This is a genomic window from Streptomyces sp. NPDC051320 (genome assembly GCF_040682175.1).
Taxonomy (GTDB): domain Bacteria; phylum Actinomycetota; class Actinomycetes; order Streptomycetales; family Streptomycetaceae; genus Streptomyces.
Map to the genome: position 1 here is coordinate 680,307 of NZ_JBFBAL010000002.1, position 18,480 is coordinate 698,786.

General features: G+C 70.4%; 16 protein-coding genes and 1 tRNA gene. 5 read left to right on the plus strand and 12 right to left on the minus strand.

The features are described 5' to 3' along the window. Positions 1–10: 10 nt before the first annotated feature. Together AB0M87_RS07255 and AB0M87_RS07260 are read left to right on the plus strand one after the other, a co-directional pair. Positions 11–640, plus strand: coding sequence for a hypothetical protein (locus tag AB0M87_RS07255; RefSeq protein ID WP_365850804.1), 630 nt, complete (start codon positions 11–13; stop codon positions 638–640). 5 nt (positions 641–645) lie between these two features. After that, the gene (locus AB0M87_RS07260) at positions 646–1,629 is read left to right on the plus strand and encodes an SRPBCC family protein (RefSeq protein WP_365850806.1); all 984 of its coding nucleotides are present in this window, start codon (positions 646–648) and stop codon (positions 1,627–1,629) included. Positions 1,630–1,702: 73 nt separating this feature from the next. Here AB0M87_RS07260 and hppD read toward each other — a convergent pair whose 3' ends face one another. Further along, complete coding sequence (gene hppD, locus AB0M87_RS07265) at positions 1,703–2,848, minus strand: 4-hydroxyphenylpyruvate dioxygenase (RefSeq protein WP_365850808.1); 1,146 nt, start codon at positions 2,846–2,848, stop codon at positions 1,703–1,705. 133 nt (positions 2,849–2,981) lie between these two features. Here hppD and AB0M87_RS07270 point away from each other — a divergent pair, with 133 nt between their 5' ends. Further along, positions 2,982–3,458 (plus strand): Lrp/AsnC family transcriptional regulator, encoded by a 477-nt coding sequence (locus tag AB0M87_RS07270; protein ID WP_365850810.1) that lies wholly within the window; start codon positions 2,982–2,984, stop codon positions 3,456–3,458. Between the two features lie 53 nt (positions 3,459–3,511). Here the strand turns inward: AB0M87_RS07270 and AB0M87_RS07275 are convergent, their stop codons facing one another. Both AB0M87_RS07275 and AB0M87_RS07280 read right to left on the minus strand, forming a co-directional pair. After that, positions 3,512–4,300 carry a S16 family serine protease gene (locus AB0M87_RS07275; RefSeq protein ID WP_365850812.1) on the minus strand — a complete coding sequence of 263 codons (789 nt, stop codon included), beginning with the start codon at positions 4,298–4,300 and terminating at the stop codon, positions 3,512–3,514. Between the two features lie 46 nt (positions 4,301–4,346). Beyond that, a complete protein-coding gene (locus AB0M87_RS07280; RefSeq protein ID WP_365850814.1) occupies positions 4,347–4,988 on the minus strand; it encodes a helix-turn-helix domain-containing protein in 642 nt (213 codons plus the stop codon). A 321-nt stretch (positions 4,989–5,309) separates the two neighbouring features. Here AB0M87_RS07280 and AB0M87_RS07285 point away from each other — a divergent pair, with 321 nt between their 5' ends. Beyond that, on the plus strand, positions 5,310–6,140 hold the full coding sequence (locus tag AB0M87_RS07285) for a methyltransferase domain-containing protein (RefSeq protein WP_365850816.1): 831 nt from the start codon (positions 5,310–5,312) through the stop codon (positions 6,138–6,140). Here the strand turns inward: AB0M87_RS07285 and AB0M87_RS07290 are convergent. The 4 genes from AB0M87_RS07290 to AB0M87_RS07305 all read right to left on the minus strand — a co-directional run bounded on the left by AB0M87_RS07290 (position 6,124) and on the right by AB0M87_RS07305 (position 10,157). Further along, positions 6,124–7,905 carry a DEAD/DEAH box helicase gene (locus AB0M87_RS07290; RefSeq protein ID WP_365850818.1) on the minus strand — a complete coding sequence of 594 codons (1,782 nt, stop codon included), beginning with the start codon at positions 7,903–7,905 and terminating at the stop codon, positions 6,124–6,126. The two genes, AB0M87_RS07285 and AB0M87_RS07290, sit on opposite strands and share 17 nt — an antisense overlap. A 177-nt stretch (positions 7,906–8,082) precedes the next feature. Then, the gene (locus tag AB0M87_RS07295; protein ID WP_365850820.1) at positions 8,083–8,463 is read right to left on the minus strand and encodes a type II toxin-antitoxin system death-on-curing family toxin; all 381 of its coding nucleotides are present in this window, start codon (positions 8,461–8,463) and stop codon (positions 8,083–8,085) included. Further along, positions 8,460–8,660 (minus strand): ribbon-helix-helix protein, CopG family, encoded by a 201-nt coding sequence (locus AB0M87_RS07300; RefSeq protein WP_365850822.1) that lies wholly within the window; start codon positions 8,658–8,660, stop codon positions 8,460–8,462. The genes AB0M87_RS07295 and AB0M87_RS07300 overlap by 4 nt, the downstream gene beginning before the upstream one ends. A 39-nt stretch (positions 8,661–8,699) precedes the next feature. Next, complete coding sequence (locus AB0M87_RS07305) at positions 8,700–10,157, minus strand: MFS transporter (protein WP_365850824.1); 1,458 nt, start codon at positions 10,155–10,157, stop codon at positions 8,700–8,702. A 203-nt stretch (positions 10,158–10,360) separates the two neighbouring features. Between AB0M87_RS07305 and AB0M87_RS07310 the strand changes: the two genes are divergently transcribed. After that, positions 10,361–10,432 (plus strand) — tRNA-Cys (locus tag AB0M87_RS07310). 62 nt (positions 10,433–10,494) lie between these two features. On the opposite strand, the gene AB0M87_RS07315 is transcribed toward AB0M87_RS07310, so the two are convergent. From AB0M87_RS07315 to AB0M87_RS07335, 5 genes are all read right to left on the minus strand, one after another. After that, positions 10,495–11,013 (minus strand): DUF1269 domain-containing protein, encoded by a 519-nt coding sequence (locus AB0M87_RS07315; protein WP_365850826.1) that lies wholly within the window; start codon positions 11,011–11,013, stop codon positions 10,495–10,497. A 130-nt stretch (positions 11,014–11,143) separates the two neighbouring features. After that, positions 11,144–13,348, minus strand: coding sequence for a terpene synthase family protein (locus AB0M87_RS07320; protein ID WP_365850828.1), 2,205 nt, complete (start codon positions 13,346–13,348; stop codon positions 11,144–11,146). 337 nt (positions 13,349–13,685) lie between these two features. Next, on the minus strand, positions 13,686–15,956 hold the full coding sequence (locus tag AB0M87_RS07325) for a xanthine dehydrogenase family protein molybdopterin-binding subunit (protein WP_365850986.1): 2,271 nt from the start codon (positions 15,954–15,956) through the stop codon (positions 13,686–13,688). A 32-nt stretch (positions 15,957–15,988) separates the two neighbouring features. Beyond that, positions 15,989–17,413: a 2Fe-2S iron-sulfur cluster-binding protein gene (locus AB0M87_RS07330; RefSeq protein WP_365850830.1), complete on the minus strand. Its 1,425-nt coding sequence runs from the start codon at positions 17,411–17,413 to the stop codon at positions 15,989–15,991. After that, positions 17,410–18,306 carry an FAD binding domain-containing protein gene (locus AB0M87_RS07335; RefSeq protein ID WP_365850832.1) on the minus strand — a complete coding sequence of 299 codons (897 nt, stop codon included), beginning with the start codon at positions 18,304–18,306 and terminating at the stop codon, positions 17,410–17,412. The genes AB0M87_RS07330 and AB0M87_RS07335 overlap by 4 nt, the downstream gene beginning before the upstream one ends. Between the last annotated feature and the right edge of the window lie 174 nt (positions 18,307–18,480).

The window sequence follows — 18,480 nt, forward strand, 5'->3', positions numbered from 1 at the left end:
GGAGGCACACATGGAAAACAGCAAGAAGGTCTCTATAGCCGCAGCTATGGCGGCGGGCTACGTCCTGGGCCGAACCAAAAAGGGGAAGCTGGCCCTCGGCTTCGCTTCCCTCGTAGCAGGACAGCAGCTACCGCTCAATCCCCGGGAGCTTCTCGCCCTCGGTGCCCGCAAGCTGGCAGAGAATCCCCAGGTGGCGCCGCTGATCCAGCAAGCACGGGGTGACGTAGTGGATGCCGGACGCACAGCGCTCTCGGCGGCAGCCAACCGTCGCCTCGAAGCCGTCGCAGACGCACTCCAGCAGCGGACCGAGGCACTGCTGGAGCCTCCGGCCGACGACGAGGAGAGAGACGAGGAGGAGGACGAAGAGCCGGAGGACGAAGAGCCGGAGGACGAAGCGGAGGACGAAGCGGAGGACGAAGAACCGGAGCACGAAGAAGACGAGGAAGAAGAAGAACCTCCTCGCCGTCGTCCGGCGAAGCGTCCGGCGGCGAAGAAGCCGCCGACGAAGAAGCCGCCGGCGAAGAAGCCGGCCGCGAAGAAGAAGGCACCCGCACCCGCCAAAAAGACCGCATCCAAGAAACCCCCGCCGAAAAAGGCCGCTGCGAAGAAATCCGCGAACCGCGACAGCCGTAGGAGGTAGCTCTCATGGCCAAGCAGGAGGACGACCCCACGGACAAGAGTGCGTCCGGCCTGGATCAGGTCAAGGAGCAACTGTCCGCCTACGTCGGGGCCCAGGGACAGCGGCTGTTGGATTCCGCAGGCGGGAAGCTCAACGAACTCGCCCAGGGCCTCGGGGACTCAGACGAAGACGACGGAGACGGGGGCGGGGGCGGCGGCCTCCTGAACGTCGGAAAGCGGGTGCTCGGGGGCGAGAACCCGGTCAAGGCATTCGTCGGCGAGAAGGCCGGCTCGATGAAGGACAAGGCCGTCGATTCGGTCAAGAACGCGTTCGGCGGCGGGGGCGGGAAAGCCGGGAACCCCAAGGTGACCAACATCGTGGAGGTCATCGACGTCGGCAAACCCCTGCGTACGGTGTACGACCGATGGACCGAGATCGAGGAGTTCAACTCCTTCACCAAGGGCGTCACCAGCGTGTCCAAGTCGGACGAGATCGAGAGCGACTGGAAACTCAAAATCGCCTTCTCGAACCGTAGTTGGAAGGCCACGGTGCAGGAGCAGGTACCCGACGACCGCATCGTCTGGACCTCCGAAGGCGGCAAGGGGTCGACGCACGGCGCCATCACCTTTCACGAACTGGCCCCGAGCCTGACCCGCGTCATCGCCGTTGTCGAGTACACCCCGTCCGGATTCTTCGAGAAGACCGGCAACATCTGGCGTGCGCAGGGACGCCGGCTTCGGCTGGACCTGAAGCACTTCCAGCGGCATGCCACCCTCACCGACGACGAGGACGTCGAAGGCTGGCGCGGCGAAATCCGTGACGGCGAAGTCGTCCGGAGCCACGAAGACGCCATCGAGGACGACGAGCGGGACGACGAAGAGCCGGACGAGGAGCCGGAAGACGACGAGGCGCAGGACGAAGCGGAAGACGAGTACGAAGAGGACGAGGAGGACGAAGACGAGGACGAGGACGAGGACGAAGAGGAGGACGAGGACGAAGAGGAGGAGTGACCCAAGCAGCAGGCCCTGTTCCCGCCTCTGAGGAGGGGGGAACAGGGCCGCTGGACGCCACGGTGCTGCGTTCCTACAGGTTCCCGCGCCGCTCCTGCTCCCGCTCGATCGCCTCGAACAGTGCCTTGAAGTTCCCCTTCCCGAATCCCATCGAACCGTGCCGCTCGATCATCTCGAAGAAGACCGTCGGCCGGTCCTGCACCGGCTTGGTGAAGATCTGCAACAGGTAACCGTCCTCGTCGCGGTCGACGAGGATCTTCTCCTGGCGCAGCGTCTCGACGGGGACGCGGGTCTCGCCCGCCCACTCGCCGAGCGTGTCGTAGTACGAGTCGGGGGTGTCCAGGAACTGCACGCCGGCCGCCCGCATGGCACGTACCGAGGCGACGATGTCGTTCGTGGCCAGGGCGATGTGCTGGACGCCCGCACCGCCGTAGAACTCCAGGTACTCGTCGATCTGCGACTTCTTCTTCGCGACCGCGGGCTCGTTGATCGGGAACTTCACCTTGAGGGTGCCGTCGGCGACGACCTTGGACATCAGGGCGGAGTACTCGGTGGCGATGTCGTCGCCGACGAACTCCTTCATGTTGGTGAAGCCCATGACCTTGTTGTAGAACGCCACCCACTCGTTCATCCTGCCGAGTTCCACGTTGCCGACGCAGTGGTCGATGGCCTGGAAGGTGCGCCGGGCGGGCGGCTCGACGATCGGGTCGGCGGCGATGAAGCCCGGCAGGTACGGGCCGTCGTAACCGGCGCGTTCCACCAGGGTGTGGCGGGTCGTGCCGTAGGTGGCGATGGCGGCCAGCACGACCGTGCCGTGGTCGTCCTTGAGCTCGTAGGGCTCCTGCAGGCCGGTGGCTCCGTGCGCGGTGGCGTAGGCGTAGGCGGCGCGGGCGTCGGGGACCTCGATGGCGAGGTCGACGATGCCGTCGCCGTGCTCGGCGACATGGCCGGCGAGGAAGCGGCCCTGGTCGGTCGTGGGCTTGATGACGGAGGTGAACACGAAACGGGCCGAGCCGCTCGTCATGACGTAACTCGCGGTCTCGCGGCTGCCGTTCTCCGGTCCGGAGTAGGCGACGAGCTTCATACCGAAGGCGGTCGCGTAGTAGTGCGCCGCCTGCTTGGCGTTGCCCACGGCGAAGACGACCGCGTCCATTCCCTTGACCGGGAAGGGGTCGGCCTCGCGCGCGGTTTCGGGGGTGTGCTGGGTGGTCTCAGTCATGGGAGCAGCGTCACCCCACATCGCAAGGTGCGCAACAGTTGGCGATTATGCTGGGCAATCTGCCCAGCCACTGACCGGGGCGGGCGGTAGATCTGTACAGGGTGACCACCTTCATAGCCATCGGGAGCGGGCCATGGGCATCGACGAACTCGACGGGCGGCTGATCGTGCTGCTGGCGCGGGAGCCGCGGATCGGCGTGCTGGAGGCGTCCCGGCGGCTCGGCGTGGCCCGTGGAACCGTGCAGGCCCGGCTGGACCGGCTCCAGTCGCATGGCGTCATCCGTGGGTTCGGACCGGACGTCGACCCCGCCGCGCTCGGTTATCCGGTGACGGCGTTCGCCACCCTGGAGATCAAACAGGGCCAGGGGGCGGACGTACGCTCGCACCTGACCTCGGTGCCCGAGGTACTGGAACTGCACACCACGACAGGACACGGCGACATGCTGTGCCGCCTGGTCGCCAGGTCCAACGCCGATCTCCAGCGCGTGATCGACCTGGTGGTGGGGTTCGACGGCATCGTCCGCGCCTCCACGGCGATCGTCATGGAGAACCCGGTACCGCTGCGGATCATCCCGCTGGTCGAGCAGGCGAGCCGGGGCGGCGGTCTCTGACTTCGCAGCACCGACCGTGGACGCCGACCGTGGACACCGACCGTGGACGGGGATCAGCAGCTCGGAACCGAGCCACCCTTCTTCAGGGCAAGGAGCGCCGACACCGCGCCCTTCAGCGTGGTGACCGGAACGAGCCGAAGTCCGTGCGGGAGCTCCGACTCGGCGTCCGCGCATTCGGCCTTCGGCACCAGGAAGACGGTGGCGCCGTCACGGGCGGCGGACTGCGTCTTCAGTGGCACTCCGCCGACCGCGCCGACCTTTCCGTCCGCGCTGATGGTGCCGGTCCCCGCGATGGTCTTCCCACCGGTGAGGTCGCCGCCGTGGCCGTCGCCGCGCAGTTTGTCGACGATGCCGAGGGAGAAGAGCAGCCCGGCACTGGGGCCGCCGACATCGGCCAGCCGCAGGGTGACCCGGGCCTTGGCCGAGTCGCCGCCGAGGTAGCCCTGAGCGGCCCGGGTGGCGCTGTCCTGCGACTCCTTCATCTCCGCGAGGTTGTGGCGCTCGATCGCGGCGTCGCTGCCACCCGACGGGTACACCGCGTCGCGGGGCATCACGGCCCGGTCGGTCCGGAACCAGCCGTCGATCACCTGGCCGAGGTGCACGTCGGCGGAGGGACCGGTCGCCGCGATGGTGACCATCCGCAGTTGCCCCTTGGTGGCCCGGACCGGCACGCCGCTGACGGTGATCACCGGCGTGCCGTTGTCCTTTCCCAGGACGTCGGCGGTCAGCCCCGGCTGCGCCACCGAGAACGGCAGCGGCGCGAAGGCGGCCGTGCCGAAGAGGGCGAGTACGAGAACGGTGCAGGCGGTGAGGGCGCGGTGGCGCGGGTGGCGGAGAAACACGGAATCAATGTATCGGGCGGTGCGCGGCGCCCCGCGGGGCCGGTGGTCACCGCAACGCGTCCGCGACCTCCCGGGCCGCGTCGACCACCCGTGCGCCGACCCGCTCCGGCACCGAGTCGGCGAGCATCACCACGCCGACGCTGCCTTCCAGCCCGGTCACGCCCATCAGCGGAGCGGCCGCGCCACTCGCGCCGGCCTCCAGTTCACCGTGGGTCAGCGTGTAGCCGGGGCCTTCGAGCATCCCCTGGCGCGAGGCCAGGATCGCCCGGCCGGCCGCGCCCCGGTCCAGCGGGTGGCGGAAGCCCGCCCGGTACGCCACGTGGTAGTCGGTCCAGGTCGGTTCGACCACGGCGACGGCCAGCGCGTCCGAACCGTCGACCAGGGTGAGGTGCGCGGTGGCCCCGATGTCCTCGGCGAGCGAGCGCAGCGCGGGCAGCGCCGCCTCTCGTACCAGCGGATGCACCTGCCGTCCGAGCCGCAGCACGCCGAGGCCGACCCTGGCCCGCCCGCCGAGGTCCCGGCGGACCAGAGTGTGCTGTTCGAGGGTGGCAAGCAGTCGGTAGACGACGGTGCGGTTGACGCCTAGTTTGTTGGACAACTCGGTGACGGTCAGCCCGTGGTCGGTGTCGGCTAGCAGCTTGAGGACGCGCAGTCCCCGATCGAGCGTCTGAGAAGTCTCGGCGGTCACGACGCCCACTCCTTAAGTGGTGGCCGCGACGGCTCAACCACGGAGATCGCGCCACCGGTCCCATCGGTGACGCGCGCAGAGGCCGCCGGCGGGCCGATGGCACCGGCTGCGCTCCGAGGCGACACTGCCACGGGGCGTATGCGTTTCCGGGACAGTAGCGAGCCGGTCCGCTCAGCGGAAGAGCTCGTCCAGAATCCGGGCAGTCAAGACCGGGATTGCCCGGATCTTGGCGAAAGCGTGGTGGCCCGTGACCGGAATTCAATCCTGAACGTCCCAGGGAGCACCTCACCGGGAAGTGCTCACAGCTTTAGCATCTGCGGCATGGCTCCCCAGGAATTCGACCCCGACTTCGGACTCACGGCCACGGACTACGCCCGCCACCGGGCCGGTTTCCCGCCGGGTCTGGTGGAGCGTCTCAACAGATCCGGGATCGGGGTGCCCGGACAGCGCGTACTCGACCTGGGCACCGGGACCGGGAGCCTGGCCAGGCTGTTCGCCCGGGTCGGAGCCGAAACGGTCGGTGTGGATCCGGCCGGTCCGTTGTTGGAGCAGGCCAGGGAACTGGACCGGGCAGCAGGAGTACGGACCGAGTACCACGAGGCCACGGCGGAGAAGACCGGTCTGCCTGCTGCCTCGTTCGACGTGGTCTCGGCCGGACAGTGCTGGCACTGGTTCGACGCGCCCAGGGCCGCCGCCGAGGTCACCCGCCTGCTCCGCCCGGGCGGCCGGGTCGTCATCGCACACTTCGACTGGCTCCCGCTTCCGGGCAACGTCGTCGAGGCGACCGAGTCGCTGATCGCCTCGTTCAATCCCGCCTGGACCCTGGGCGATGGCACCGGCCTCCACCCGCGCTGGCTCACCGACCTCGCCACCGCGGGATTCTCGGACATCGAGACCTTCTCCTTCGACCTCGAAGTGCCCTACACACCGGAAGCCTGGACAGGCCGCATCCGGGCCAGCGCGGGTGTCGGGGCCAGCCTGACGCCCGAGCGGGTCGAGCGTTTCGCCGAGGAACTGCGGGCGGTCCTGCGCGAAGACTTCCCCGGGGAGGTACTCGCGGTGCCCCACCGCACCTGGGCTGTCACCGCCGTCCGTCGCGACCGCGCGGAGCACGGACCGGGCCCCCGGTCGGGCGTCACCGCATGCGGGTAGCCCACTCCTGGACCTTCGTGATGCGTTGCTTGAGCTGGCCCGCGGTCGCCTCCGCGCTCGGCGGCCCGCCGCAGGCCCGGCGCAGCTCGGTGTGGATCACGCCGTGCGGTTTGCCGCTCTGGTGGGTGTAGGCGGAGACCATGGTGTTGAGCTGCTTGCGCAGTTCGAGCAGCTGTTTGTGGGTGACCACCGGACGTGCGTCGGCGGCCTTCTCCAGCAGGTCCGCCTCGGCGGCCGGTTTCTGGCGGCTGTGTGCGATCTGCCGGGTCTGCCGCTTCTGGAGCAACAGCTGGACCTGGTCCGGCTCCAGCAGGCCGGGGATGCCGAGGTAGTCCTGCTCCTCCTCGCTGCCGGGGTGCGCCTGCATTCCGAACTCGGCGCCGTCGTACAGCACCCGGTCGAAGACCGCGTCGGACTCGAGGGCCTCGAAGGGGAGTTGCTCCTCGGTCTCCTCGTCCTCCAGCTTCTCGGCGTCGGCGAGCAGCTGGTCCTCCTCGGCGAACGGGTTCTCCTCGTCGCTGCCCTTCTTCGGCTTGTCGAGGACGTGATCCCGCTCGACCTCCATCTCGTTTGCGAAGTCGAGGAGCATCGGGATCGTCGGCACGAAGACGGACGCGGTCTCGCCGCGCCTGCGGGACCGCACGAAACGGCCCACCGCCTGGGCGAAGAAGAGCGGCGTCGAGATGGTGGTGGCGTACACGCCGACCGCCAGGCGGGGCACGTCGACGCCCTCCGACACCATCCGGACCGCGACCATCCAGCGGGAACCGTCGGCGGCGAACTTGTCGATCTTCTTCGAGGCGGCCTTCTCGTCGGAGAGCACCACGGCCGGCCGGTCACCGGTGATCTTCCGCAGGATCTTGGCGTACTCGCGGGCGGTGTCCTGGTCGGACGCGATGACCAGCCCGCCCGCGTCCGGGATGCCCTTGCGCACCTCGGTGAGGCGCTGGTCGGCGGCGCGCAGCACGTTCGGGATCCACTCGCCGGTGGGGGCGAGCGCGGTGCGCCAGGCCTGGCCGATCGCGTCCTTGGTCATCGGCTCGCCGAGCCGGGCGGCGATCTCGTCGCCCGCCTTGGTGCGCCAGCGCATGTTGCCGCTGTACGAGAGGAAGATGACCGGGCGGACGACACCGTCGGCGAGGGCGTTGCCGTAGCCGTACGTGTAGTCGGCGGATGAACGTCGGATGCCGTCGTTGCCCTCCTCGTATGCGACGAAGGGGATCGGGTTGGTGTCCGAGCGGAACGGCGTACCGGTGAGGGCGAGCCGGCGGGTCGCCGGGTCGAACGCCTCCTGGCAGGCCTCGCCCCAGGACTTGCTGTCGCCCGCGTGGTGGATCTCGTCCAGGATGACGAGCGTCTTGCGCTGCTCGCAGCGGTTGCGGTGCAGCATCGGGCGTACGCCGACGCCCGCGTAGGTGACCGCGACGCCGTCGTACTCCTTGCTCAGCGGTCCCGCGCTGTAATCCGGATCGAGCTTGATGCCTATCCGGGCCGCGGCCTCCGCCCACTGCTTCTTCAGATGCTCGGTGGGCGCCACGACGGTGATCTGCTGCACCACATGGTGGTGCAGCAGCCAGGAGGCGAGCGTCAGCGCGAAGGTGGTCTTCCCCGCGCCGGGGGTCGCCACCGCGAGGAAGTCCCGGGGCTGCTCCTGCAGGTAGCGGTCGAGAGCCGCCTGCTGCCAGGCACGCAGCTTGCCGGCCGTGCCCCAGGGGGCGCGGCCGGGGAAGGCGGGTGAGAGGTGGTGGGAGGCGGTAGTAGTCACGGTCTCCGATGAATCCAGTCGTCGCGCGGAGCGCGTCGGGCAGGGCGGTGGTGGGTGACGGGCGGGCTCTCGGGTGCACGGGCGTCGGCAGGCGCCGATACGACAACCGGGCCACCCTACCGGGGCGGGCGGGGGCACGGGCGGGCGACGCCGCATCACGGAGCGGTGAGACCCTGGTCACTCAGCCAGGGCCCGAAGCTCCTGAGAGACCGTCTTCACTTCCTCCGTCCGTCCGGCCGCCACACCGATCACCAGCCGCTCCGCGGCATCGATGTCGGGGCGCAACTGCACACCGTTCATGGCCAGGAAGACGACGCACGACGCCCAAGCAGTGCGTTTGTTGCCGTCAATGAATGGGCGGTTGATGCTCAGGGACTGAAGGAGCGATGCGGCCTTGTCGAAGAGGTCGGGGTACGCCTCCTGGCCGAACATCGAGGCCGACGGGCGGTGCACCGCCGACTCCAGAAGTCCGGCGTCCCGCACAACGACGACCTGGTCATTGACCGCGGACTCCGCGATGGACAGGACATCTTCGGACGACAGGTACACGCAGGTCACTTGAGCCGCTCCAGCAGCTCGGACCACTTGGCCACCTGCTCCTTGGCCGTCTCACGCACGATTGCCTCCTGGGCGTGCCTGGCCAGGTATTCGTCCACAGCACGCAGCAGTATGGCGTGCATGCTGGTCCCCTCCTGCTCGGCGTGCCGCTTGAGGGCGTCGGTCTGGTCGTCGCGGAGACGCAGGTTGGTAGCCATACCAAAACGGTACCAAGAATGGGGTCAGAGTGGTACCACTTACCGCTTCTCCAGCAACCGCGTAGCGACCCACGCCCCCACCAGCGCCACCCCCGCCATCGGCAGGAACACCGCCGCGAAGGCCGCCGGGTGGGAGCCCGGCACGCCGTCGTGCAGCGCACCCACCGCGCCGCCGCCCAGGGCCGCGAACGCCGCGCCGCCCGCCGTGAGCAGCAGGACGTTGGAGAGGCCGTCCGAGATCTGCAGGGCCGCCGAGTTCAGGCCCGCCTCCTCCGGCGGGGACAGCTTCAGCAGCAGCACGCTGGTCGACGCGATGACCGTGCCCATGCCGTAGCAGCCGAAGGCCCAGGCGACCGCGACGATCCAGACCGGGACCGAGTGGATCAGCACGGTCGGTGCGGTCGCGATGGCCGCGGCGACCAGGATCATGCTGCCCACCATCAGGCGCTGCCGGTATGGCTCCATCCTGGGCCGGGATTGGACGTACGAGCCGAGCGCCCAGGTCCCGCCGCCGGCCGCCAGCGAGAGACCGGCCAGGGTCGGCGACAGCCCGCGCTGGGTGACCAGCATCAGCGGTACGAAGCTCTCGGCGGCGATGAACGACCCGGCCGAGATCCCCCGCAGCAGCACCACGGACGGCAGCCCGCGCACCGCCCGGTAGGTGCCACGCGGAAGCAGTCCGAGCACCGCGGGGACCAGCAGGACCGCCCCCGCCACCGCCGGGATCAGGGCGAGCCACCGCAGGTCCTGGCCCGCGTACTGCAGCAGCCCGGCCCCCACCGAGATGCCGAGCGCGAGGCGGATCCGGCGCCGGTCGAACGCGGGCGCGGGCCCGGAGGTGTCGGCCGGGCCGGAGGCCATCCGGCGGATCGCCGGCAGCGCGAGCGCGAGCGGCGGCACCACCAGGACGGGGATGCCGAGGAACACCCAGCGCCAGCCGAGATGTTGGGTAACCGCTCCGGCGGCCAGCGGCCCGACCACCGAGGGGACCACCCAACTCGCCGCGAAGGCGGCCATGATCGAGGGGCGCAGGTGCTCCGGGTAGGCCCGGCTGACGACGACGTACAACGCGACGATGACCAGCCCGCCGCCCAGCCCCTGGACGGCCCGCCCCAGGATGAACAGCCACATGCTGGTCGCCGTGCCCGCCACCAGCAATCCGGCCGCGAAGCCCGCGATCCCGGCGGCGAGCGGCCCCAGCGGGCCGTTCCGGTCGGCCCACTGGCCGGAGAGGACCATGGCGAAGAGCGAGGTGGTGAAGAACGCGGAGAAGGCGAACGCGTAGAGCGGCACGCCGTGCAGCTCGCGCGCGGCGACCGGCATGGCGGTGCCGACCGCGGTCGCCTCGAAGGCGATGAGCAGCACCACGGTGACGATGCCGATACTGAGCGCCCGGTGCGCACTGCCGAGAATTCCGCTGCTCTCCGGGGCGGATACCCGCCCTTCGGTCGGTATGGCGGGCGCGACCTCGGCGTCGCGTGATTCCAGGGCGGTCATCCGACCAGAGTAAGGGGTGAATGCGGGATTGGGGCCTGTCCTGAGGGGTAGCCGGGCTCGGCCATTGGTCGTACGACCATGAACGGCGTGTGGCAGTCGTGTTGCAGGGCCCCGGACGCCCTTGAGGGGGTCACCACGGGTCCCTACTGTCGACGTACCGGAGCAATCCGGGCCCGACGATCCGGGCCCGCACGATTCAGCCCGGCCGTGTGCCCGAGTGGTTCAGGGGCTCGACTGCAAACCGAGTTACGCGGGTTCGATTCCCGCCACGGCCTCTCTGCGCCACCCGCCTGATTGCTTCGCACTCCCCGTTCGCCCCGGGAGCAGGTGGGTGCCGCTACTGCGCGGGCTGCTGCTTGTTCGTCCGCTGCGCCGCGTCGACCATCTCCTTCAGGGCCTGCTCGTCCTCCGCGGAGAGCGAGGTCTGCACCAGTTGGCCGCCGTACTGGGCGAGCTCGGGGATGACCTTGTCGCGGGCCTCCGACTTCGCCAGGACGAAGAGGGCAGCCGCTCCCGGGCGGAGGTTCGAGCTCACCTGGCGCATGAAGTCGTCGTTCACCCCGATGTCCGCCGCCGCGCCGCCCGCCGCGCCTGCCGCGGCTCCCACGGCGGCGCCGAGCAGCGGCGCCAGGAAGAGCAGCCCGATGACGCCGCCCCACAGCGCGCCGCCGGCCGCGCCGGTCGTGGTGAGGTTGACGGCCTGGTGGAGTTTGATCTTGCCGTTGTCCGCCCGGCGCTCGACGACGACCGCGTCCTCGAGGTCGATGAGATGTTCACGGCTCAGCGAGAAGATCTTGTCCCGCACCTGGTTGGCGGTGACGAGATCGTTGTAGGCGACGACGAACAGATTGCTCATGCGGCTGACTCCTCATCGGGATACCGGGATCGGCCCCCACTATAGGAAATAAGCCGTAAATAGCTCTTATGCCGCGCAGGTGGCATCGCGGAACGATGCATCGCGGAAGGACGCATCGGGGACTTCCCGCCTACTGCCCTCGCCCGGCGAGCCACGGCACCCGCAGCGCCGACCGGTACGGCTCGTCGGGAGCGGCGGGCAGGTAACGGCGCCCGGGGCCGCCCGCCAGCAGATCGGCCTCCGTGTACCGGCGGGTCCGCCGGTGCCAGTTCAGGATGGCGGCCATCCAGTCCTGCAGCTCCCGGAGATAGCTCCGCACGGCCTCACGGGTCTCGTCGTCCAGGCCGAAGTCCTCGTACAGCACGGGCAGTTCGTACTCGGCGACATGCTGGAACTGGCGCATGCGCGACCGCATCAGGTCGTCGACCATGGCCAGCGCGGTCGGGTAGTCGACGGAGAAGAAGGTCTGCACCACGAGCACGGCGTTGTGGACCTCGCCCTCGAACTCGATCTCCTTCTGGTAGGAGAACACGTCGTTCAGCAGAGCGGCGTAGTCGGCCGCCGAACTCTCCAGGGACTTGATGGTGCCGCTGCGGAACACCTCGTCCGGGATCCTATGACCATGCCCCAGCCGGGCCAGCGCCATCGTGAAGTCGGCACCGAAGGTCAGTCGGCGCATCTCGATGTAGTCGACCGGTTCGGGGACGCGGTGCTGCGCCTGGTTGGCCAGCTCCCACAGCCAGCTTGCCGTCATCTTCTCGACGGCGGTACGGAAGGTACGACGGGCCGCGACGTCCATCGGCGCCGCCGTCCTGGCCCACAGATCCGCCAGGGCGCGCTCCATGGTGTTCCCGGGCGGCGGAACCGGCTCGTCGTCCACCGGCATGAACAGCGGGAACCGCGCGTTCTGCGCCTTGGCGCGGGCCAGGTCCCCGGTCCGCCCGTAGACCTGGGGGAAGTAGTCGTCGCCGTACGTACCCCAGGCCAGCCAGCCCGAGGAGAGCAGCAGTTCCTCCGCCGACCCGTCGGGGTCGATGCCGGCCGAGCAGATCGGGAAGTCGTAGCCGATGAACAGGGGCTCGTCCCAGATGTTGTTCAGCATCCCCATCCGGTGCGCCCACTCGACCAGACCGGTTCGGGCGGACCCGAGGTGAGGGTTGAGGGTCAGCGGGAAAGGCAGGTCGAAGTCGGGCAGCAGGGACGGTCCGACCCGCTGGTGCGGGACGTGGACGTGGTGACGGAGACGGGCCGCCCCGGAGGCGGCGAGCAGCTTCTTGATCTCGGCGGCGGACGTCCCGGGTCCCACCGGAGCGAGCGGCAGCACCGGCTCCGTCACCGCCTTCCCGCCGTCGTTCATGTAGCGGCTGGACCGCATGTGCCATTCGTGGCCGCCGGACTGCCAGTCCTGGAGGCCCTTCGCGTAGGCGAGCGTGTCGGCGACGGACTTCGGGTCCAGACCGTACTCGGCGAAGAGCGGGCCGAGTTCGGTGAAGAAGGTGTTCTCGAACTGGTGCAGCCGTGCGGTGAGCAGGTCGTTGACCGCGTCCGCCGCCTCCTGCGTGGTGCATTTCAGGAACGTCTCAAGGACCAGTACGCCATTGCTGAGTTCGCCCTCCTCCTGAATCTCCCGCTCGTAGGAGAACAGGTCGTTACGCAGGTGCACACCGTCGGAAAAGGTGTCCTTGAGTACCCGCAGCGGGCGCGAGTGCGCGATGACGGCCGGGACTTCGGCGCCGATGGCGAATTCGATGAGACCGGCCGACCAGGGCGCGCCACCGACCTTGCGGCGCATCTCGATGTACTCGACCGGGTTGGACACCCGGCCGGCGTTGATGTTGGAGAGTTCCCAGAGGGATTCATTGAGCAGGTTCTCGGTGTTCTCGGCGAAACGCGCCCGCCAGTCCAGGGACATGCCCGGTACGGTGCGGGCCCAGAGATCGGCGAGGCCGGCCTCGACCTGGTTCTGCGGCTCCGGGAATCCGTCGGCCAGATCCATCGGCATGAAGGCCGGGAGCCGGTCCAGGTACGCTTTTCCGCCCTGGCGGTCCTGGGAGCGTTTGAATTCCTCGAGGAAGTGGTCGTCGAAGAAGAACACCCAGACATACCAGTCGGTGACCAGGGACAGCTCCGGGCCGCCGCAGTCGGGGTGGGTATAGGCGCAGAGCAGCGCGTAGTCGTGGGAATCCAGGTCGTGTTCCTCCCAGATTCCGGATCCCTCCAGCATTCCCATGTCTCTGGCCCACTGCTTGGTGTGGGCGCGGGCCTCTTCGAGGTGGGGGTTCAGCCTGGCCGGGTGCGGCAGGTAGAAGTCCGGCAGTTCAAAAGGCTTTGACACGGGTGTACGGCCCTTTCCCGGGGGGTCTTGCGCGATCGGCTCAGCGTTACCCGGGGGGCTGGGGGGACATTCCTGGGGGCCGGTCGTTATGCCCGTATGTATGACTTGGGGGCGAATGCGGGACGGGGGTGGGGGTGGTGTGCATGCGGGTCGCCCGGCGGCGGGCCTTTTCCCCACCCCTCCCCCAGCCTCCGGCCGGGGGGACCCCCACCTTCCCGAAGCGGGGTCCCGCCACGTCAGCTAAACCAAGCCCCTCCTGGGGGCACCTCCCAGCGGTAGCTGGGGGACGTTTGAGGAGCGGGGGCCGGGGGCGGAGCCCCCGAAAAGGCGGCCCCCCTCAGACCGCGGCCACCGCCGCCTGCGGCCGGATCGGCAGGCGGCTGACCGGGCGGCCGGTCGCAGCGCGGACCGCCGCCGCCACCGCGGCCGGTGAGGTCACCACCGGCACCGCGCTGGCCGCCTTCGCCCCGAACGGCGCCACCACATCACGCTCCTCGACCAGCTTCACGATGCGGATGTCGGGTGCGTCCAGCGCTGTGGGGAGGGCGTAACCGGTCAGGTCGGGGTGGCGGATCACGCCGCGGGTGGTGCGGAGGTTCTCGGTGAGGGCGGCGCCGACGCCCTGGGTGACGCCCGCCTCGATACGGGAGGTCAACAGCCGGGGGTTGAGGACCCGGCCCACGTCCTGGGCGACGGCCATCTCCACCACCCGCACCGAACCGAGCTCGATGTCGACGTCCACCACCGCGCGGATCGCGCAGAAGGCCAGACCCACGAAGGCGTCGCCCTGGCCCGACTCGTCGAGCGGCTCGGTGGGGTGCGGGCGGCACTGGGCGGTCGCCCAGAGTTCCTTGCCGTCCATCGCCTCGGTGACGGTGGTGGAGAGCACCCCGTCGTACGAGGTGATCTTGCCGTCGGCGATCTGCAGCAGTTCGGTGGACATGCCGAACTTGTGGGCCAGCGGCTGCAGCAGCTGGGTGCGGACCATCTTCGCCGCCCGCTCGACCGCGCCACCGGAGACCCAGGTGTGCCTGCCGTGCGTGGCGGGGCCCGCCGGGGGCTGGTCGGTGTCGACCGACGCCACGTGGACCTCCTCGATGCCGAGGGTGTCCTGGACGATCTGGCGGGCCAGCGTGGAGAAGCCCTGGCCGGTCTCGACGGCGGCGCAGATGACCGTGGCCACCCCGTCGTGCACCTTGACGGTGGCGGTGGAGACCTCGTCGGCGCCCTCGGCGCCGAGCATGTGGACCATGCCCAGCGCATAGCCGACGCCCCGGCGCACCGCGCCGGGCTCGCCCGCGCCCTCGGGTCCTCCGGGCAGCAGCCAGTCGCCCTCCGGACTGTCCTTGGGCAGTGCGGGTAGCGGGAAGTCCCGTACCGAGCGGAGCAGTTCGGCCACCGGCGCCGGGCAGGTGATGGTCTGGCCGGTGGGCAGCAGGTCGCCGGTGGCGATCACATTGCGCAGCCGCAGCTCGGCCGGGTCGAGGGAGAGTCTGGCGGCCAGCTTGTCCATCTGGCCCTCGTAGGCCGCACAGACCTGGAGCGCGCCCTCGCCGCGGACGTGTCCGGACGGGGGGTTGTTGGTGCGGACCGCCCAGCCCTCGATGAAGGCGTGCGGGACGACGTAGGGGCCGCAGGCGAACGCGACGGCGGCGGCCAGCGATTCGGCGGACGCGGCGGCGTAGGCTCCCGCGTCGAGCAGGATCTGCGCCTCGACCTTCACCAGTCGGCCCTCGGCGTCCGCGTGATGGCGGTAACGCAGCAGGGTGGGGTGGCGGTGCGCGTGGCCCAGGAAGGACTCCTCACGGGTCGCCGCGAGTTTGACCGGACAGCCGGTCTTCAACGCAAGTAGGCCCAGCGGGAGTTGGAAACTGGTGTCCTCGCGGTCGCCGGTCGCGCCGGGGACCCCGGTCACCACGACCTTGACCCGCTCGGGGTCGAGGCCGAAGCAGGCGGCGGCCAGATCACGGTCGGCGTGCGGGTCGGTGGACGCGGTGTAGATCTCGACACCGCCGTCCGGGCGCGGGACCGCGAGTCCGGCCTCGGCGCCGATCGGCGCCGGGTCCTGGCGGCCGATCCGGTACAGGCCCTCGACGATCACCTCTCCCGTGACGTCCGGGTCGCCGAAGCGCAGCGGGATGTGCCGGATCAGATTGCCGTCGGGGTGCAGCGCTTCGGCGGCGAAGGCCTTCTCCGGGTCGGTGATCGGCTCCAGGACCTGGTACTCGACCGCGATGGCGGCGGCGGCGAGCCTGGCGGTGTCCGGGTGGTCGGCGGCGACCGCGGCGATGGCCTCACCGTGGTGGCGGACGAGTTCGGCGGCGAAGACCGGACGGTCGGCGATCCCGCGCCCGTGCGCGCTGTCACCGGGGATGTCGGTGTGGGTGACCACCGCGCGTACCCCGGGCATCGCGGCGGCCGCGGCGGTGTCGATCGACAGGATCCGGGCATGCGGGTGCGGGGAGCGCAGCACCGCCGCCCACAACAAGCCCTCGGCCCACAGATCGGACGCGTAGGGGAACGTTCCCTCGGTCTTCGCACGGGTGTCGGCCGGCGGAAGTGAGGCGCCGAGACCGTGCGCCGCCGGCTCCTGCTCGGGTTCGTCCACCGCCGGGTTGGCCTCGGTGGCCGCGTCGCTGCTCACGCCATGCCTCCGTCATGCTGCTGCGGGTGCGGGGGCTGGACGCCGCCCGCCCCGGGGGGTGCCTGGTGCGGAATGCGGGCTTCCTCGGCGACGCCGGGCGCGGTCGCGCGCCCGGCGACCACCTCGCCCACCGCATCGAGTACGCCGCGGTACCCGGTACAGCGGCAGAGGTTTCCGGAGAGTGCCTGCCGGGTCTCGAGTTCGGTGGGGGCGTGGTTGCCCTCCAAGAGGTCGTGCACCGTCATGGCCATGCCGGGGATGCAGAAGCCGCACTGAACGGCCCCGCAGTCGGCGAGTGCGCGCTGCACGTCGGACGGTTCGCCGTTGACCGCGAGGCCCTCGACCGTACGGACTTCGGAGCCGGCCGCGGTGGCCGCGGGCACCAGACAGGAGGCGACCAGGCGGCCGTCGACCTGAACGTTGCAGGCGCCGCACTCGCCCTGCGAACAGCCGTCCTTGGCGCCGGCCAGACCGAGGCGCTCGCGCAGCACGTACAGCAGCGACTCACCGATCCAGGCGTCGGTGACCGGGCGGTCCGAGCCGTTGACCCGCAGCACGTAGGAAGCGGGGGTGTGCTCGCTGTGCGCGAACTGCGGTTCGGGATCCGCCGTCGGCTCCGGCTCGGGGTCCGGGGCCGGGACCTCGCCGGCCTCCGCTGCCGGAGCTTCGACGGGTTCGGGCTCGGGGACGTGGTCCGTCTCGTGCTGCGGTAGCGGGATGCCGTGGGGCGGTGTGCCGTGGTGGGGAGTGCCGTGGGGCGGTGTACCGCCGTCCTCAGCACCGTTCCGAGCGGTGTCCTCGACCCGGTTGTCCTCGGCGCGGCTGCTCTCGTCGGTGTCGGCCGTCTCCGACGCCGGTTCCGGGTCCTGCGGCGGCAGGGCCCAGGGCGCGGGGGCACCGCCCGGCAGTGTCGCCGGGCGCGTCAGGGACGAGGTGGTGAACTCGCCCGATTCTTCCGGGACGTTCCCCCCGGCGACCGGGATCGTCCACTGCCCGGTGAGGTTTCCACCGGTCTGCGGGGGTTCCCCGGCAGCATCGGCTTCCGGCGCGGCACCGCCCTCGGCCTCGCTGAACGTCCACTGCCCGGTGGCCCGCGGGTCGTAACCGGACGCCGCGTCGAAACCGGTGCCGTACGTGCCGTCGAAGGCGGCGTCCGGCACCTGCCCCGGCCTCGCCTGCGCCTCGGGCCACTGCACCGTCTGCGGCACCGACCACGACCCGGTGGCGGCCGGGTCCGTCCCCGCCGCCGGGGTCAGCGGCAGGATCATCGGCGGTACGTAGCCGTGGCCCGGTGCGGCCAGCGGCGCCTGGTCGAAGTCCATGTCCTCGGGCAGGTGCACGAAGGCGGTCGCCTCGGCGTCGTAGTCGCCGCCCTGGGGGACCGGCTGCCAGCCGCCCCGGTCGTCGTCGTTCGCGGTCACGACAGTGCCCTCCCCAGTGCTCGCCGGGCCAGCGCGGCGACGGTGCGCCGCAAGTGCAGTACGGCAGGGGACAGCGGCTGGGCCTCTCCCCCGTCGGGTGGCGGCGCCGCATCCGGGATGCAGGCGGCGGCGACGTACTCCCCGAAGGCGGTCAGCGCCTCGTCGGCGAGTCCGCGCTCGCCGTCCCAGTCGATCAGCGAGGCGATCCACCGCTCGGCCTCCAGCGGCCGCAGCGGCATCGGCGCTATGGCACCCACCGCGCAGCGCACCCCGCGCCGGGCCGGGTCCAGCACCACGGCGACCGAGGCGGTCGCCCGGCCGGGACCGGTGCGGCCGGTGGCCTTGAGGAAGACCTGGGGGGCGTGCAGCAGCGGAACCCGTACGAAGCCGACCAGTTCGGCCGGCTGCAGCATGTCCCGCCCGGCCAGCAGATGGGAGACCGGCGTCTCGCGGCGCGAGCCGTCGGGTCCGGCGACGATCAGGGTGGCTTCCAGCGCGGCCAGCACCGGCAGCGCGTCCCCGGTCGGTGCGGCGGTGACGACGTTGCCGCCGAGGGTGCCGGCGTTACGGACCTGGGGCGGCCCGGCGGCGCGTGCGGCGGCGGCGAGCGCGGGGATGAGCGCGGCGAAGTCCGGCCGGCCCATCCGGGCGTGCGTGAGACCGGCGCCGAGCAGCGCATGTCCGTCCTGGTAGTGCCAGCCGCGGATCTCGCTGATCCGGCCGAGTCCGACGAGTCCGGCGGGCCGCAGCAGTCCGGAGTTCACCGCCGTCATCAGGTCCGTACCACCGGCGACGGGCACGGCGGCGGGCATGGCGGTCAGCGCCGCCACCGCCTCGTCGAGCGTGGTCGGCAGCGTCACGGACTGCGCCGCCTGCGGTGCGTGCGTGGTCAACCCAGCTGCCCCTTCCCGGTGTCCCGGCATCCCTGCTGTCCCGCCTACTGCGCCGTACGGTACGTGCTCAGAGCCCCGACGACGCAACTCTGGCACATCTTCCGAGCCGTCCGACGCGAGGGTCCGTGAAGGGCAAATCCATCCCCCCACGGGCTGATGATCCCGATTCGCAGC

Coding starts and splice junctions, on each gene's coding strand:
- AB0M87_RS07285 (WP_365850816.1), top strand. CDS start 5,310: ATGGCTCCCCAGGAATTCGACCCCGACTTCGGACTCACGGCCACGGAC.
- AB0M87_RS07315 (WP_365850826.1), bottom strand. CDS start 11,013: ATGAGCAATCTGTTCGTCGTCGCCTACAACGATCTCGTCACCGCCAAC.
- AB0M87_RS07300 (WP_365850822.1), bottom strand. CDS start 8,660: ATGGCTACCAACCTGCGTCTCCGCGACGACCAGACCGACGCCCTCAAG.
- AB0M87_RS07260 (WP_365850806.1), top strand. CDS start 646: ATGGCCAAGCAGGAGGACGACCCCACGGACAAGAGTGCGTCCGGCCTG.
- AB0M87_RS07255 (WP_365850804.1), top strand. CDS start 11: ATGGAAAACAGCAAGAAGGTCTCTATAGCCGCAGCTATGGCGGCGGGC.
- AB0M87_RS07305 (WP_365850824.1), bottom strand. CDS start 10,157: ATGACCGCCCTGGAATCACGCGACGCCGAGGTCGCGCCCGCCATACCG.
- AB0M87_RS07270 (WP_365850810.1), top strand. CDS start 2,982: ATGGGCATCGACGAACTCGACGGGCGGCTGATCGTGCTGCTGGCGCGG.
- hppD (WP_365850808.1), bottom strand. CDS start 2,848: ATGACTGAGACCACCCAGCACACCCCCGAAACCGCGCGCGAGGCCGAC.